We start from the raw sequence: 15,901 nt of genomic DNA, 5'->3' as shown, positions 1-15,901 counted from the left end.
GGCAGGACCAATCCCGGGGAGTGTTGCCCGGACAGGAATTACGGAGCCGGGAATGGAACAATGCGGTTATTTCGGCAAACGGCCCCTGGAACGAGACTTCGTGTATGAAGGGCTGACCGCAGGTATGGCGGACGCTTGGGCCGGAATCATGTCCGACTGGCTGATCAGCGTCCAGAACGCACTGCCGCAAACCTGGCAACAGGAGTATTTTGACGCGCCTGCCTGGCGATTTGCCATCAGCCCGGGTCTGTTGGGCGCGTCCGCGTGGTGCGGCCTCTTGTGCGCATCCGCCGACACATTCGGCAGGGCATTTCCCCTCAGTCTCCTCATGCCGACACGCGGACCGCTCTTCCAGCTTGTTTTCGATCGTTCTGTCGAACACACGTTGGACACGCTCGAAGTCCATGTGATGACATTCATCGAAGGTCAAACAGACCGCAGGCAATTTCTTGATCGCATCAAATCCGGGTCGGAGCCATTGGTTTCGCCTTCCGGTCCGTCCCAATCGCGCAAAAGCATCGAATTGCGGAAGAACGACCATGCACTGCGGATGGAATTCGCACGGAATGACGGCGGGACAATGATTGCAGAAAACGCCTACTCCCTACCCGCAATACAGATTTCCCAGGCGGATGTGCCCTTGTCCTACTGGTGGCAGGACGGGACCACGACGCGACCGCCGGAACTCTGTGTCTGGAAGGGATTGCCGCGCGGCTCTGCTACCGGCGGATTTTTCGGCGGTCACTGGGAACAATTCGGCTGGCAACGCGGACAGGTTGACCCTGGTAGTATCTTGCGGTCTTAGGAGTGCAGCATTTGGAAATGAGCTTTAGATCGTCAGCTTCTCCGACCTTGCGAACCGAGACGGCGACGCGGTGCGGTCCGACTCATGCCGTGAACGAGGACACGTATTTTGCCGACGCGGCAAGCGGTCTGTTCGCAGTTTCGGATGGCATGGGCGGGCATCGGGACGGCGATCTTGCCAGCCAGGCAACCGTTCAAGCCGTCGCGCATCTCGTCGACCTGCCGCCGAGTTCGCACGAAAAGCAACTCATCGCCCTGGAAGCAGCCCTGTCTTCCGTCAACAACAGTCTTTATTCAGACTATCTCGCGGCTCCGGATCACGATGTTTCGGGTGCAACCAGCCTGAACCTTGTGATCAGCGGCTCTTACGCAAGCTGCATTTGGGCCGGGGATTCCCGCCTCTATCTGTTGCGCGACCATCATCTGTTTCTGATATCAGAGGATCACGCAGACGAAGCTGGCCGGCTGACAAGCGGTATCGGTATTTCCGAAGCTGTCGACTTTGGCCGCCGCACGGTCGAACTGATGCCCGGAGATATCTTCTTGTTGTGCACCGACGGGCTTTTGAAGGGAATGGATGAAACCATGCTCGCGAACATGACAGCTGAAGGAACCCATGGACTTGCCGACCGATTGATCGCGCGATCCGTAACCGGAGGCTCAATGGACGACATCACAGTCATTGTGGTCTGGACCGATTCCCATGTCTGAAAACATGAATTTCGTCACAGAAGCACCGGTTGAAACCACTGGAGAGGCCGAAAAACAGCCGGATCAGGACAAATCTTTGCAAAAGCCTGCCGAAGACAAGGCCATCGTCAACACCGCTGACGATGGCACAGTCGAAAGTGGCGGCAGTTTGAAAATCAGGCCGGGAACGATTCTCAAGGATCGCTTCTTGCTTCTGAGGGAAATCGGCAAAGGCGGGCTTTCAGTCGTCTACAAAGCGCGCGACATGGTGGCCGCCAAGGCCGGTCTTGCCGATCCTGATGTGGCCATCAAGATCATTCGTGCGGATGCTCGTGTCGACCCGGACATTGTTTCGTTGATGCATCGGGAAGCGCGTAGATTGAGGGACCTCGTTCACCCGAATATTGTCCGCGTCTACGATATGGACCGGCAAGATGATATTCACTTCATGGTCATGGAGCTGCTGGAAGGAAAGACGCTGTCTCAGCTGCTGCGGGAAGCTCCCGACAACTCACTGCAAAGAAGCCAGCTCAACAGGCTCATAGAAGACCTCGCCGCCGCGATCGCGTATGCGCACAAGAATGGAATCATTCATGCCGATCTGAAGCCCGGAAACGTCTTCATCCAGAATTCCGGCAGTGCCAAGCTGATTGATTTCAACATCGCCCACCCTATCGCACGGCCCTTCAAGACGCGGGAAGAAGACACGATCGTCATCCTCGCGCGCCTAGGCGCGGTCACGCCCGCCTATGCTTCACCGCAACGCCTGAACGGTGCAGAGCCTTGCGAGGCCGATGACGTCTTCTCTCTTGCGGTAATTGCGTATCTCGCGCTGTGCGGCAAACGTCCTTTCGGCAAGAAAAATGCACAAGATGCAATCGATCAGGGTCTGACGCTTGAACGACCCAAACACCTGTCCTCGCTCCGCTGGAAAGCGCTGAGTGCGGGGCTCGCGCTTGACGATGCGGACCGCACACCGACGATCCATCAGTTCGCCCAGGGATTCTGCAAGCCGAACATATTCGCTTCCGCCCGGGCGTCACTGAAAAAGTTGATAATCGGTGATCCCCATCAACCGCCAGCCGCCGGCAAATAGAACGAGTGGGCCTGGCCGGAGGCCCACCCCTCCATGATCGACGCGGTGACGCTGATCAGGTCCTGATCCTCGATCTCCTTCCGCTGAACCTGGAACCTGACCTGCCCTCCCAGCGAAGCACTCATCTTGTCCAGATTGGCATCGACTGCCACGACGCGTTCTTCTGCCGTCTGGTTCGGAGGCAAGGCACCTCCGAGAGCTTCCTGGAACAGTGAGAACAGACGCGACACGAGGAGAGCCTGATCGAGCGACCCGCGACCTTCCTTGCCCGGTCGTGCCGTGACGCCACGGCGGAAAACCAGGCTCGTCCGGTTGGCGACACCTTCAAGCACATTGATACCGCTTTGTGCGAGCGACGGCGCAATGCCGGGACCGGCAAGGTATCTGGCCGCGGTTGCAACGGCGCGGCCCCGGGACAGGCTTTCCTCAACTTCCAATGCATCGAAATCGGCAGGCACGCCGACCGGCAAATGCGGAAACACTTCACGCTCAAGCTGCGCCAGCACGCGCGCGAGCGCAATCCAGACGCCCGGCGAAAAAATGGCAGGATGGGCGGATTTCTTCGAAGAAAGCCGTGCGTCGTTCCAGAAAAGGGCGATATGGGACGCTGCTTCAGTTTCCAGCAAGCCCTGGAAACTTTCGTATCCGGGTTCTTCCAGCAATTGATGAGGTGCTTCCATGGACGCAAGCTGTTCACCCGCCACACCACTGAAATCCGGATCAAGTGCAAGAAACGCGACCGTATCTGCGTCAGCGCAGGCCCGCGCGATCACCTTTACGATTTCAGCATCCCGGCCGCAAACGCCTGTCCTGTTGGCAAACAGAGCCGCATCGTAGAGCTCGTCCAGCAGCGCACCGTCTGCCCCCCCGATGCGATCTGCAAGATCTTCCGCAGAAAGATCATGATCGAGCTGAAGCAAGTGAAGTTCCAACGGCAGCGATGCCGGCAGCTCCGTCAGAAGAAGCTTCAGGCTGTGCCAGTTTTCAAGAACCGTCCGCAATTTCGGCGCGGCAAAGAATGTCCGGGACTGAAGATCAGCGAGCTTCGAAGCAGGTGAAGTGTTTTTTGAAGGGCCGTCTTTGTCAGGAGCTTGCTTTTCCCCGCGCATCGTTTTTTGAACGAACGCATCGACAGCTGCTTTCGCAAGATTGCTGTTGTCGGTTTGTGTTTCTGTTCTGGTCGGCAGATCCACCATGGAAAACAGGGCATCCAGACCATCCGCCTCCCCGCCATCCGTAGGGGTTTCGCCAGTTGACTGCGCCGTTCCGGCCCGGGTCTCATCATGGCTTCCGGCCCGTTTCTCGAGAGTGCTGCTGGACTGCAGGTTCTTCAGAACGAGATCATAGCGCTGACCATGTTCGGCAAGTCGCCCCGGGTCCTGTCCGGCAGCCTCCAGGTCACGAGCAAATCTGAAATTCTCTGAGATGACTGCCGGACGAAGGTCTTTCAGCGATGCGAACGTGAATTCCTCTTCCAGCTCCGAGGGATGTGAACCGAGGCCGTTTGCCGCGCGAACAGAAAAAGCGATCCTGTTGGCTTCCAGGATTTCAGCGACATCAAGACCGGTGACATTGACAGCTGATTGTTGGCTGGCCAGGCCGAAATCGCCTGCTATCAGAACACGAAATGGCGGTGGAGGCGTAATGGGCGCAGCCATTGGCGTGTCGCTGCCAAGACCGATCGAAAAACTGCTGATACCACCTTTTTTCTCGTCCTGCCCCGTCATCGCTTTACCCTCGGTTGATCACAGTTAGATTGGCCTCGATCGAGAGAAAGGCCAGGGACTGCGTGTCAATCACAACCTTTCCGTCAACCTGATATCCCTGACGTGTATCGGCGGCATGACCACCGACGCTGAAAACCAACGCTGAACGCGAATTCACAGACATCATTCCGACCGGCGTAAGAGTGAGATCCACATTGAGCGGTTCGCCGCTGCACATTGTTTCCTGCGACCGGCCAAGCGGTATCGGCGCATTGCCGCCTTCCTGGTAAACTTGCGGCGAACGCGTGCGCAGATAGTCATATATGCAAGAGTGCAACGCATCGGGTTCTTTGTTCGCAGGCTTCCAGTTTGACATTGCACGCCTCGTAAATCTTCCGGCCAGTTGCGGGTTCTATCGCTGTTATCGGCAAGTCATGCCAGCCTGTTTTCTACCAGCAGGACCGGCACGCGCTCATGCAGTTCTCGTCAGACCGCCCCGTCGCTGATCTGGAAAACGATCCCCGAGGCCGTTTTCGTGCGATGCGCGACATTCTGGTTTTCCGACGTAATCGGGTTGGTTCGTTCGCCATTGGACACCGCGCCAAGGATAACCGGACGGTCAGGATCGCCCTGCAGGAACCCTAGCAGGACCTCGGTGTCTTTGAGCAGGGTAGAGTGCGAGCCGTAGCCGTCACCACCGCCATAAGGTTCCATCTTTCTGACGTAGTGGCTGGCAAGGCCGTTCAGCAGGCCACTTTCCTCATCGATAATTCTGACCTTGTAACGGCCATCATCATCCAGTTCGGCCCGCTCACCTTCTCCCTCGCCATCGATGAACGCAACCATGTAGCCGTTTACCAGCGGTTTCGGCGTTCTGACCGGCGGACGATATCCCTGGTCGAACGGAACGCAGACAAACCTGTTTTGATAGGGTTGTGGCTGCTTGTCGGAGGAACTGAATCCAATCGGTGTTGCAATCGTGCAGGAATGTTCGACCGAAACGACAATATAAAGACCATCCAGATCGCTGATCGGATGATCCTTCAGGCGGAAGAACAGGCCGGGGCGCAGGTTGGGAATGTTGCTTTCCCCCCGGAACTGCAAACGCTGGTTTTCAAGCTGGTCCGCACGGCGCTTCGCGATGAACTGGCCATCGGCAGCAACTTGATAATTCTCGCCGTAAAGCGTTTTCACACCCTGACCGGTATAGGAAGCGTTTTCAAATACCGACAGGGAAACCTTCGGCGTTTCCTCGTTGTATTCCCTGAGTGCAACCGTTCCGCTTTGAGTTTCATATCTTGCATTGAAGGACCAGATACCGAAGCGATCAGTTCCCAGAACCTGATGCTTGCTGCGATACTCAAGTTCTTCTGAAACGTGTTCGCCGCTCAGTTTTCTGAAGTGTTCCTTCTTGTCGCCGAAAATTACCGTCTCACGGTCACCTGAATGGTCGAAAGCAATGTAGATGCCGAAACGCTCGCACATCCGGCTTATGAAGTTCAGATCGCTTTCCCGATACTGAAAGACAAAATCGAGCTTGGGATAGTCTGCTGCCGAAATAAGGAGGTCCGACTTGATCTGGCGGGCGATCCTGTTGGAAGCCGTGCTCGACGAGGCCTTGTTGGCGTCTTCAAGTTCGCCCTTGATGATGTCAACGACAGTAACATCCTTTTCCGTGCCATAGACCTGGTTCTGGGTGCTGTGGCGCAGCATGGCCAGTTCCGGTTCCAGCTCCAATCCGTAGCAGAATTCCCGGTTCGGTGTCGGATCAAGCGTCCAGGCTGAACCGACGACCCCGACGAAGGATACTTTTTCACGTGCCTGGCGGACTTCGAGCTGCGCGGATTTTCCCAGGAGGTCTTCCAGATTGATCGGCTTCTTGGAAATGAAAGAAACTTCGAAGCGATAAGTCTGCCCAAGCTCCTCGTAGCCGTTCAGACTTTCAACGTAAACTTCTTCACCCGCATCACCCGGCAGCTTGATTGTCATCTGGCTGTGGAACGTTTCAGCGCTCATCGAGAATTCCTCCTGGGGCTGCTTTGACCGGTCCGCATACTTTTACGCATCGGTTCTGCTGCAAAATCGTGAAGTTTCGGCAAAATTTTGAACTTGACCGTCTTACTGATCTCAACTTGTGCGACACGAGGCACCGGGTCAATTATCAGGATTCTGCACAGTGCCCCCCGTTAACGTTACTAAATCGGTAAAATTCGGGCCATTCGAGTGTCATATTCACCGCTTCGGGAGGCAGTTCAGTTTCGAATCGGACAAGTTTTGTGATCTGGATCACACGTCAAACGTGGGAACTTTCGCGCACTCTCAGCAAAAGTGTGAAGAATTCTGCACAGTGTCACAAATGCGTGAAATCGCGAAAAACCAACTAAGCTATTGATTTTTATTATCTTTATTTTTTTCATTCAAATTGGCACGGCTCTTGCGATTTCGTTTTCAGTCGGCGGCGCATCGCTCCGGCGGGTCGAATTTAATCGCATTTAGAAAAGAGGCCATTATGTCCAACATCGCATACATCACCATCAAAGGTGCAACTCAAGGCGACATTACTGCCGACGCAACAACGGCGGACAGCATCGGCAACCTGTGGCAGGAAGGCCACGAAGGTCAGTCCCTCGTCTACATGTTTGAACAGAACGCCGTGGTGCCGCGTGACCCGCAGTCCGGTTCCATCATCGCAACCCGCCGCCACATGCCGTCCACCTTCATGAAGCCGGTCGACAAGGCAACCCCGCTGCTGTGGCAGGCTCTGGCCCGAGGTGAATCTCTGGAGATTGAAATCAACTTCTGGCGTACGTCTACCGCCGGCGTGCAAGAGCACTACTACACGATCAAGTTCGAAGACGCTGTACTGGTTGAAGGCAAGACCATCCTGGCCGACGTCAACGACGAAGCCAACGCAACCCGTGGCGATCTCGACCAGTGGTCCTTCACCTACCGCAAGGCAGATTGGACCCACGAAATCGCCGGCACGAGCGCTTCCGACGACTACCGCGCGCCAGCCACCTAACAGATTGAAATTTTTCAGAAAAATGAACCGCCCCGGCATTTCGGGGCGGTTTTTTGTTGGTTTTACGGTTTTTGTTAACGTAAGTCGCAGTACCTATTCGGATGATACGAACGTTATGAATTCGTACCAAGCATCTCATAACAACCATAATGACTTGCTGATGGGGCTGTTTCTTGATTGATCTTGATCTTCGTCGACTAATTGGACGTCTCAACACCTACTGCCGACGTTCTCTCGAGGGAGCCGCTGGACTTGCAGTCACACGCGGCCACTATGAAGTAACCATCGAGCATCTGTTGCATGTCTTCGTTGACGACAGTCAGCATGACCTGCAAAGCGCCTGCCGGCATTTTGAGATTGATCTGGCTCCGCTCAAAAAGGCGCTGGATTCGACCCTTGAAAGCCTCAAGCGAGGCAATCAGGGCAGACCGGCTTTCTCTCCATTGCTGATCGAATGGATTTCCGATGCCTGGCTCGTCAGCTCGGTTGAACTCGATCTGGACCAGGTGCGCTCCGGCAGCCTGCTGGCGACGATTTTCGCAAAACCGAACCGTTTCGGCGACGATCGGTGGCTCAGCCGTATCGATGCCATGTCGTTCGTTGAGCTGAAAAAGAACTTTCCCGACATCATCAGTCAGTCCGAGGAAACCACTGCCGGTCTCAAGGCCTCCGCCTCCGGAGACGAGCAGTCCGGCGACAGGTCCGTGGCGCCCGGCATGGACCCGGATAGCGCCCTGGCACGGTTCTGCACGAACTTCACCCAGTTGGCGCGCGACGGCAAAATCGACCAGGTCTTCTGCCGCGACCGTGAAATCCAGCAGATGATCGACGTGCTTGGCCGTCGTCGCAAGAACAATCCGATCTGCGTCGGCGAACCCGGAGTCGGCAAAACTGCCGTTGTCGAAGGCCTTGCCCGCAAGATCGCTGAAAACGATGTCCCGGACATGCTGAAGAATGTCGAGCTGATCGGCCTCGACCTTGGAATGTTGCAGGCAGGCGCTGGTGTCAAGGGCGAGTTCGAGAACCGCCTGAAAAGCATCATCGATGAGGTCAAATCTTCGCCCAAACCGGTGATCCTGTTCATTGACGAAGCGCACATGCTCATCGGCGCCGGTGGCTCGGCAGGCGGAGCGGATGCGGCCAACCTTTTGAAACCGGCCCTTGCCCGCGGTGAACTGCGCACGATCGCTGCGACCACCTGGAGCGAGTACAAGAAATACATCGAGAAGGACCCGGCGCTCGAACGTCGCTTCCAGCTGATCAAGCTGGATGAGCCTAGCCCCGATCAGGCGATTACCATCATGCGCGGCCTGCGCGGCGCCTATGAAAAGAACCACGGGGTCTACATCCGCGATGATGCTGTTGCTGCCGCGGCAAAGCTTGCGGCCCGGTATATTTCCGGTCGTCAGCTGCCGGACAAGGCGGTCGATGTGCTCGATACGGCCTGTGCCCGCGTGAAGCTGTCGCTCTCTTCCAAGCCCTTCGTCATAGAACTGAAGGAAAAGCGGTTGGGTGAACTGCAACGGGAACTTGATTCCCTGAAGCGTGACCACCAGGCCGACTTCGCCTCGCACGACCTTGAAGTCTCCGAAATCGAGAAAGAAGTCGCCGACGCAGAAGGCACCATCGAGAACCTCACGGATCGCTGGAACCGGGAAAAGGAACTTGTCGGGCAATTGCTAAAGTTCCGTCACGAACTTGGCCTGAGCCTTGAGGGCGATGTTGCACCTGAGGATGCGGGGCAACAAACATCGGCAGACGATGCCACTGCAGAAGACGGAGGGCAGGCTGGCACCGAGGCGGAGACGATATCCGAACCAGATGTTGGCACCGCGGCCATCAGCCCGGAAGATTATGCAAGGATTGCTGCCGAGTTGAAGGAAGTCCAAGCAGGCGACCCGCTGATCTCATTCGAAGTCACCGAAGAAGCCGTCGGGCAGGTCATTTCAGACTGGACGGGCGTCCCTCTCGGCAGGATGGTGCAGGACGACGCAGAGTCCATTCTGGCACTCGGCAACAATCTGAAGGGCCGGGTCATCGGTCAGGACCATGCCATCGACGCTGTCGATCAGGCGTTGCGGACCGCCAAGGCCGGCGTTCAGAACCCGGATGCACCGATGGGTGTCTTCCTTTTCGTCGGCCCCTCCGGCGTCGGCAAGACCGAGCTGGCAACCGCAATCGCGGACCAGCTCTTCGGCGGTGAACGTTTCCTGATCTCGATCAACATGTCCGAGTTTCAGGAAAAACACACTGTTTCCAAACTGGTTGGCTCTCCTCCCGGATATGTCGGCTACGGTGAAGGCGGCGTTCTGACGGAAGCTGTGCGCCAACGTCCTTATTCCGTGGTTCTGCTTGACGAGGTGGAAAAGGCCGACCTGGAGGTGATGAACCTGTTCTACCAGGTGTTCGACAAAGGCGTCCTTTCCGATGGGGAAGGCCGGCAGATCGATTTCAAGAACACGATTGTCGTTCTGACGAGCAACCTTGCCACCGATGTTCTGACGGAGATGGGAAGCCTGCCGTCAAAGCCGACCGCAGACGAACTGGTCGCAGGCTGCCGTCCGACCCTGAGCGCACATTTCAAGCCTGCCTTGCTCGCACGCATGCAGATCGTTCCGTTCTATCCGCTGATCGGCGAGCCGCTTGAAAAGATCGTTCGCCTGAAGCTGAACAAGATTGGTAAGCGGCTGCTTGAAAACCAGAAGCTCGAACTCGTCTATTCCAGCGAAGTGGTCCAGTCGATCGCCAACCGTTGTACCGAAGTGGAAACCGGTGCACGCAACATCGACCACATCATAAATCGAACCATTCTGCCTGAACTGTCGACCGAGCTCCTGACAAGAATGGGGGCCGCCGACGCGGACTTTACCAAAGTTGAAATCGGTCTGGGAGATGGTGGTACGTTCAGCTACGCGCTTTCCTAAGCAGCTCTTCGCCTCACCTCGGAGGCGGTAGCCGTCAGTGCTGCCGTCTTTCGCAAAACTGTCCAACAGAAACGGTTTCCAAGAGCATGATACTAAGGGACCTCATTGAACTGACGGCCGTCATGACGGCGGGCGTTAAGGTCGAGGCTGTCATGGATCAGGTAATAGAGTCCGCTCTTGACCTGACCGCAGCCGAAGAGGCGTCTATCTTCATGCTGGACACGTTCGGCCAAACCCTGCACAGGGCCTGTTCCCGGCACCGCGGCTATATCAAGGCCATGCCTACCGGCAAGCAGGTTACCCTTTACGGTTCGGACAAGCTTCCAAATCTGAAGGAACCTGCTGCCTTTGTCGTTTCCACCGGCACATCTCTCAACCTGGGCGATATCGACAGGGTCATCGGCTACGATTTTGACCGCATCCGGGAAGACGACAAGTTCGGTGGACTGAAGACACAAGCGCTCGTTATCCTGCCGCTAACCATCCAGGCCAACCGGACGATCGGCATTCTGCAGATCATAAATCCGGGCGCGTCCAACAAGGCAGTTGGTGCGCTCCCGGAAGAAATCATGACCGAACTCAACAGCCTGGCAGGGCTGGCCGCGCTTTACATCTGGAATGCCCGGCTCGTGGAGGACAATACGCGGCTGAAGAAACAGTTCGACAGGCACTTGGCGGAACTGCCGAAACAACAACGCAAAAAAGATGTGAAACCGGTTCCCCGTCCCCACCGTCCAAAAGGCCTGATCGGGGAAAGTCCGCCAATCGAACATGCGATCAAGCTGGTCGGCAAGGCGGCCAGATCAGATGTTCCTATCCTTGTGCGCGGAGAGACCGGCACGGGCAAGGAGATGATGGCCGCCTTCATCCATATGTCCAGCGACCGAGCCGACAAGCCTTTCATCGTTCAGAACTGCGCCGCGTTGCCGGAGGCCCTTCTGGAAAGTGAACTGTTCGGTCACGTGAAAGGCGCGTTCACCGGAGCCAATACCACCAAGGAAGGGCTCGCGCACGAGGCGAACAGCGGGACACTGTTTCTGGATGAAATCGGCGACATGCCGCTAGCTCTGCAGGCCAAGGTTCTTCGCCTTCTGCAGGAAGGGGAGGTTCGCCGGGTCGGATCAACCAAAACCGAAAAGGTTGACGTCCGCGTCGTGGGGGCAACCAACATCAATCTGGAAGAGAAAATCGAAGCGGGCGAGTTCCGCCAGGATCTTTTCTATCGGCTGAACGTCTTTCCGATCAACCTTCCGCCTTTGCGGGAAAGACCTTCCGATATTCCGTTCCTGATCGATCATTTTCTGAGATCAGCCGCCGAAAAGTCGGGCGTACAGGTCCCCGTACTTGCTTCCGAGGCGCTGGAGGCCCTCATGTGCTGGGGTTATCCGGGGAACGTGCGCGAACTGAAGAACATTCTGGATCGGGCCCGCCTGATGGCGGAAGATGGGTTTCCGATTGAACTTTCACATCTTCCACCGGAGTTGGTGGGCGCGCAGCATACTCTTGACAACAGGGTTCCGGTCCTTATCCCGGATGGTGATCTGAAAACGATCGTCGGCCAGTATGAAGCCATGGTGATAGAAGCAAAAATGCGCGAAGCGAACTGGAACAAAACGAGCGCAGCGCGCATATTGAATGTCAGCCGCCGGACAATCATCGACAAGCTGAACCGGTACAACATTTCGCGTCCAGACGGTTTCGAACGCCCTTGAGCCGATAGAACCATCGTCTCGAAAAAAAGGCACAGACCTATTGCCGACAGACAGTTCCTCAACCTCGAATGCATTGCTCAGCGGTTTCGTTTCCGGCCGTCTGTCTTACGACAAACTGACCAAACAGTTACGGACCGAAGCAACTCGTTCGAATGAGGCCCTGGCCGAGGTTCATCAGACCATCGCTACCTTTGTCGAGGAAGGCCGCCTGCCACGCGATCTTGGACAAATACTGCTACACCAACTCCCCGGTTTGGATCTCGGGAGCGCTGCAAATGCAGCTCCGAAAGCTGTCCTGGTTCAAGACAATTCGGCAGATGAAGATGATTTCGACGAACCGACGCTGCCACAGGCAGTCGGGGTGTCCGCCACACCAACCAGCCTGACTTCAGGTGCGGAAGTGAAGCAGGCAACAGCACAGGGCGCGCATGTTCAGGCGGTCATGCCGCCGATGCCACCTTCAGCGCAGACGCCCCAGGACGCCGGTGAAGAGATGCGGGACAAGGTGGATGACGCCGTGCTGTCATCGCTGGTTTCCGGCTACACGGGATTTCGCGAGAAAAGAACCGCCACCGAGCAACCTTCCGCCAATCAGCCTGACAGTGGCAAACTCGACAAGTTCCTGACCGATTTCAAAAGTGCCCGGTTCCGCTCCGATGCAAGGCGCGCGTCCTCCGGAGCACGGGTGGGCGGTTTTGATCTCAACAAGATGGCAGAACCTCAGATCAAACGCGCCGGGATCGGATCGATCCTGCGCGATCGTTTTATTCTCGATTCGGAAATCGGCCGGGGTGGAATGGGTTATGTCTATTCGGCAGTCGACCGCCGCCGCCTGGAGGCCGGTCACGACCAGCCCTATGTCGCGGTCAAATTGTTGAACGAGAGTTTCCACAACGATTCAGAAGCCCTCCGGCTGCTGGAAGCCGAAGCCCGCAAATCACAGACACTCGCCCATCCCAACATCACCACCGTCTACGACTTCGACCGCGACAAGGCGGACGTCTTCATCGTGATGGAACTTCTTGACGGGATTGGGGTCGACCGGCGTCTGGGCCAGTCGATGGGAATGCCACTTTCGCCCGGTGAATGCGCACGAATCCTGAAAGGCACCTGTGCCGGTCTCAGTTACGCCCACAGCCGGGGTGTGGTGCATTCGGACCTGAAACCGGGAAATATCTTTTTGCTGAAGGACGGAACGATCAAACTTCTGGACTTCGGGCTGGCGGCGGCAGCAAGCGCCAGCGACGATCACCCGATCCAGGACAGCCTGACGGTTTCCTACGCAAGTCCGGAACAGTTTGAGCGCGCACCCCGGGATCCGCGAGACGACGTGTTCGCTCTCGGCTGTGTCGCCTATCAGGTCCTGTCCGGCCGCCACCCGTTCGGATCGCGCCCGATTGATGAAGCAGCCCGCGAAGGACTGGTGCCGGAAACGATCGAGGGGCTGGATCCGCAGGCTTGGGAAACGATCCGCAGGGCGCTGGCTTACGAACGCGAGCAGCGCCTTGAAGATGTTGACAGTTTCCTCAACGGGCTCTTCGAAGAGATACCGGACTAGGGCTATTCGATCGAGTCGACAATCGTTTCGATTGCCCGCGTGAAAGCGTGTTCAGGCTGCAATGTTCGAATGAGTCCTGTGCTGCCGATCTGGATCAGATCGGTGGAGAGCGGCAGGACCGCGGCAACCGGCGTGCGGTAATTCGAAAATATCCGCTGGGACAGATCATTGAAGTCGAATGTCTCCAGGGCCTTGTTGACCACAAGGAAGAGCTGCGGAACCTCCAGCTTTCGTGCCAGTTCCAAGGTAACTGCCGTCCCCTGATAGTCCTGGATGTCCGGGCGAAGGATGAGAAGCAGCGTATCGGAGATCGCGATCGATAGCAGTGTTTCCTCATTGACACCCGGATGGGTATCGATCAGCAGATAATCGAGCTCCAGTCCCTCGCAGAGTTCAACAAACCCCCGGTTAAGGTCTTCAACGTCGTATTTTTCCTTCAGAATACGGGCGATTTCTCCCGTCTTGATGGATGAGGGAACGAGAAAGACACGCCCGCTTTCCGGTACCTGGTTAACCCCTTGCGCGTCGATGACGTTCGCCGTGACGTCCAGCGCCGTATCGGTGACCCCGCAATGCCCCCAAAGGTAATTGTTGAGGGTATGGGCCACGCCATTCAGGTCGACCTTGAAGAGTGTGTGAATTCCCGGCGACTGGATATCGGTGTCGACGATGCCGACGCGATGGCCACGCAGCGCCAGAGCCGATGCAATATTCGCGGTGACATTCGATTTTCCGGTCCCGCCGCGGTAAGAATGGGTAGAGATTATCTTGGTCAAGGTTCAGTCTCGGATAAGCGGTTTTTCTTGTTTTCAGTTGGACTGCGATTTGTATCTCGATCTCAGATCCTTGGCACGGGATTGCAGCGACCGGAAATAGTCGGTGTCACTCACTTGCTGGATTTCCATTTCGGCCTGTTCCTCATCATAGGAGACCTCGAACTTGTCGAGCCGCGTTTTCAATTCCGCGTTCTCTTTCCGGAGCTTCGCCTCGGCTGCCTCAAGCTGGCGCTTGGTTTCCCGTAGCTCGTCGATCAACTGACTGGAATGAAACTCGCGCGCTTCCACCTGCACAACCATGCCGGAAAACGTCTCCGCAAGCGCCCGGATGTCGACGTCAACCGCCTCATCCGTAATCACCTGATAGAGTTCTTCGACATCATCAAAGCGGCCGTTCGCGATGGCTTCGCACGTTTTCGCCAAGCTGGCCAAGGCCGGGTTCATCGACTTCGACGATGCCATCAGAAACCTCCGAAATTCATTGCAACTGCATAAGTCAGTATTTGATCGGGTTAAAGCATGCCTTACCAGGCAACCCAAGGTGTTTGTTGGGCGTAGCCTCAAAATCAAGCTTCCAACTGTCGATTGTCACCGTCAATTCGAAGCGGTCAATGCAAGTGGATTGGTTGAGGTTAGGTATCTGCTCGAAATCCAGCCCTGGCGCCCGGAATCGGTGACCCTGACCTGGACCCAGTTGCCTTGGACGTCAGTCTGACGCACGGAGCGCCCCTTGTTGAAACGTTCGAGCACGTCGGCCTGCAAACCTGGCTCTCCCCTCAATGCGACCCTGTTGCCGTCGACGTAAAGCAATGGACCCTGAGGTTCTTGGGAGGGCGGCAGAATGACCCTTGAAACCGGTGGAGGCGGATAGGCGGCTCGGGCAACGTCTTCAAGATAGGAACGGTCGCGGAACTGAAGGTATAGCAGCGCAACCGCAAAAATTCCGATCACAACGACATAGGGAACGAATCTTGGCATTTTGCGCCTTTTTTGGCTTTCGACAAACCAGAATACCCGACAATTGCAAGCGCCCGACCGAAGCATCTGCGGCGGCTGATTTCTCTTTGTAACCGTTTCCTTCCAACGCATCCATAACAGACGATTGAAAGACAACTATCTAAGACCACTGCCCTCTCCTTGGTCGTAGAGAGCTTCCTGTTATCTAACAGCCGAATGTTCAACAAAGAGTGAGGGAGACGAGAACATTTTTCGGTACTGTCGCATTGTTTGCAGCAAGGCGGCGTGAAGGCATCGCCACGCGTTACAGGCGGACAATGCGCTCACGGCCTTCCATTCGGCCTTGGCCTGACGTCGAAAATCATGAACGATATTTGGTTCGATGCTGGCGAACTTGAGGCGGCAAAGGATGCATTGGCGGTAGTTGAACGAAAAGCAACGATAGATAACCTGGCTCAGTTCATTCGAGAAAACACAAGTGTCTGGAATTCTCATGATTGAGGCATCGACAGGCAGGAATGTTCAAATCTAGCAAATACTGAAGCCTTATTCGACGGCAGCCTTCAATTCGGGCAGCACCTCGAACAGATCGGCGACGAGACCGTAGTCTGCCACCTGGAAGATCGGGGCTTCTTCGTCCTTGTTGATCGCGACGA

General features: G+C 56.2%; 13 protein-coding genes and 1 pseudogene. 7 read left to right on the top strand and 7 right to left on the bottom strand.

Going from position 1 to position 15,901, the window contains the following annotated elements; genetic code table 11:
- Window positions 1-52 precede the first annotated feature (52 nt).
- The 3 genes from tagF to ABLQ08_RS27690 are packed head-to-tail and all read left to right on the top strand — an operon-like array spanning window position 53 to window position 2,590.
- Window positions 53-805, top strand: a complete 753-nt coding sequence (gene tagF, locus ABLQ08_RS27700) for a type VI secretion system-associated protein TagF (protein ID WP_352949345.1) — start codon at window positions 53-55, stop codon at window positions 803-805.
- A 17-nt stretch (window positions 806-822) separates the two neighbouring features.
- Entirely contained in the window at window positions 823-1,515 is a 693-nt protein-coding gene (locus tag ABLQ08_RS27695) for a PP2C family protein-serine/threonine phosphatase (protein WP_352949343.1), read from the top strand.
- Complete coding sequence (locus ABLQ08_RS27690; protein ID WP_352949341.1) at window positions 1,508-2,590, top strand: serine/threonine-protein kinase; 1,083 nt, start codon at window positions 1,508-1,510, stop codon at window positions 2,588-2,590. Before ABLQ08_RS27695 ends, ABLQ08_RS27690 begins: the two co-directional genes overlap by 8 nt.
- Here the strand turns inward: ABLQ08_RS27690 and ABLQ08_RS27685 are convergent.
- The 3 genes from ABLQ08_RS27685 to ABLQ08_RS27675 all read right to left on the bottom strand — a co-directional run bounded on the left by ABLQ08_RS27685 (window position 2,566) and on the right by ABLQ08_RS27675 (window position 6,312).
- Window positions 2,566-4,317: a hypothetical protein gene (locus tag ABLQ08_RS27685; protein ID WP_352949339.1), complete on the bottom strand. Its 1,752-nt coding sequence runs from the start codon at window positions 4,315-4,317 to the stop codon at window positions 2,566-2,568. The two genes, ABLQ08_RS27690 and ABLQ08_RS27685, sit on opposite strands and share 25 nt — an antisense overlap.
- Window positions 4,318-4,321: 4 nt before the next feature.
- Window positions 4,322-4,672, bottom strand: coding sequence for a hypothetical protein (locus tag ABLQ08_RS27680; RefSeq protein WP_352949337.1), 351 nt, complete (start codon window positions 4,670-4,672; stop codon window positions 4,322-4,324).
- A gap of 110 nt (window positions 4,673-4,782) precedes the next feature.
- On the bottom strand, window positions 4,783-6,312 hold the full coding sequence (locus ABLQ08_RS27675) for a type VI secretion system Vgr family protein (protein WP_352949335.1): 1,530 nt from the start codon (window positions 6,310-6,312) through the stop codon (window positions 4,783-4,785).
- Window positions 6,313-6,805: 493 nt separating this feature from the next.
- On the opposite strand from ABLQ08_RS27675, the gene ABLQ08_RS27670 reads away from it, so the two are divergent.
- From ABLQ08_RS27670 to ABLQ08_RS27655, 4 genes are all read left to right on the top strand, one after another.
- On the top strand, window positions 6,806-7,318 hold the full coding sequence (locus tag ABLQ08_RS27670; RefSeq protein WP_352949333.1) for an Hcp family type VI secretion system effector: 513 nt from the start codon (window positions 6,806-6,808) through the stop codon (window positions 7,316-7,318).
- 173 nt (window positions 7,319-7,491) lie between these two features.
- Entirely contained in the window at window positions 7,492-10,242 is a 2,751-nt protein-coding gene (tssH, locus tag ABLQ08_RS27665; RefSeq protein ID WP_352949331.1) for a type VI secretion system ATPase TssH, read from the top strand.
- Between the two features lie 122 nt (window positions 10,243-10,364).
- Entirely contained in the window at window positions 10,365-11,954 is a 1,590-nt protein-coding gene (locus tag ABLQ08_RS27660; RefSeq protein WP_352949329.1) for a sigma 54-interacting transcriptional regulator, read from the top strand.
- 40 nt (window positions 11,955-11,994) lie between these two features.
- Window positions 11,995-13,512 (top strand): serine/threonine-protein kinase, encoded by a 1,518-nt coding sequence (locus ABLQ08_RS27655; protein WP_352949326.1) that lies wholly within the window; start codon window positions 11,995-11,997, stop codon window positions 13,510-13,512.
- 2 nt (window positions 13,513-13,514) lie between these two features.
- On the opposite strand, the gene ABLQ08_RS27650 is transcribed toward ABLQ08_RS27655, so the two are convergent.
- The 4 genes and pseudogenes from ABLQ08_RS27650 to ABLQ08_RS27635 all read right to left on the bottom strand — a co-directional run.
- On the bottom strand, window positions 13,515-14,288 hold the full coding sequence (locus ABLQ08_RS27650) for a MinD/ParA family ATP-binding protein (RefSeq protein WP_352949323.1): 774 nt from the start codon (window positions 14,286-14,288) through the stop codon (window positions 13,515-13,517).
- 33 nt (window positions 14,289-14,321) lie between these two features.
- Entirely contained in the window at window positions 14,322-14,750 is a 429-nt protein-coding gene (locus ABLQ08_RS27645) for a hypothetical protein (RefSeq protein ID WP_352949320.1), read from the bottom strand.
- Window positions 14,751-14,882: 132 nt separating this feature from the next.
- On the bottom strand, window positions 14,883-15,266 hold the full coding sequence (locus ABLQ08_RS27640; RefSeq protein ID WP_352949317.1) for an SH3 domain-containing protein: 384 nt from the start codon (window positions 15,264-15,266) through the stop codon (window positions 14,883-14,885).
- Between the two features lie 525 nt (window positions 15,267-15,791).
- A pseudogene (locus ABLQ08_RS27635) lies at window positions 15,792-15,901 on the bottom strand (electron transfer flavoprotein subunit alpha/FixB family protein); the annotation flags it as partial.

It is taken from the genome of Roseibium sp. SCP14, assembly GCF_040329475.1.
Lineage (GTDB): Bacteria > Pseudomonadota > Alphaproteobacteria > Rhizobiales > Stappiaceae > Roseibium.
This window is presented reverse-complemented; position numbering and strand designations above follow the sequence as displayed.

Bases quoted from the DNA above. Each gene is read 5' to 3' on its own strand.
- tagF (WP_352949345.1), top strand. From the start codon at position 53: ATGGAACAATGCGGTTATTTCGGCAAACGGCCCCTGGAACGAGACTTC.
- ABLQ08_RS27695 (WP_352949343.1), top strand. From the start codon at position 823: ATGAGCTTTAGATCGTCAGCTTCTCCGACCTTGCGAACCGAGACGGCG.
- ABLQ08_RS27690 (WP_352949341.1), top strand. From the start codon at position 1,508: ATGTCTGAAAACATGAATTTCGTCACAGAAGCACCGGTTGAAACCACT.
- ABLQ08_RS27685 (WP_352949339.1), bottom strand. From the start codon at position 4,317: ATGACGGGGCAGGACGAGAAAAAAGGTGGTATCAGCAGTTTTTCGATC.
- ABLQ08_RS27680 (WP_352949337.1), bottom strand. From the start codon at position 4,672: ATGTCAAACTGGAAGCCTGCGAACAAAGAACCCGATGCGTTGCACTCT.
- ABLQ08_RS27675 (WP_352949335.1), bottom strand. From the start codon at position 6,312: ATGAGCGCTGAAACGTTCCACAGCCAGATGACAATCAAGCTGCCGGGT.
- ABLQ08_RS27670 (WP_352949333.1), top strand. From the start codon at position 6,806: ATGTCCAACATCGCATACATCACCATCAAAGGTGCAACTCAAGGCGAC.
- ABLQ08_RS27660 (WP_352949329.1), top strand. From the start codon at position 10,365: ATGACGGCGGGCGTTAAGGTCGAGGCTGTCATGGATCAGGTAATAGAG.
- ABLQ08_RS27645 (WP_352949320.1), bottom strand. From the start codon at position 14,750: ATGGCATCGTCGAAGTCGATGAACCCGGCCTTGGCCAGCTTGGCGAAA.
- ABLQ08_RS27640 (WP_352949317.1), bottom strand. From the start codon at position 15,266: ATGCCAAGATTCGTTCCCTATGTCGTTGTGATCGGAATTTTTGCGGTT.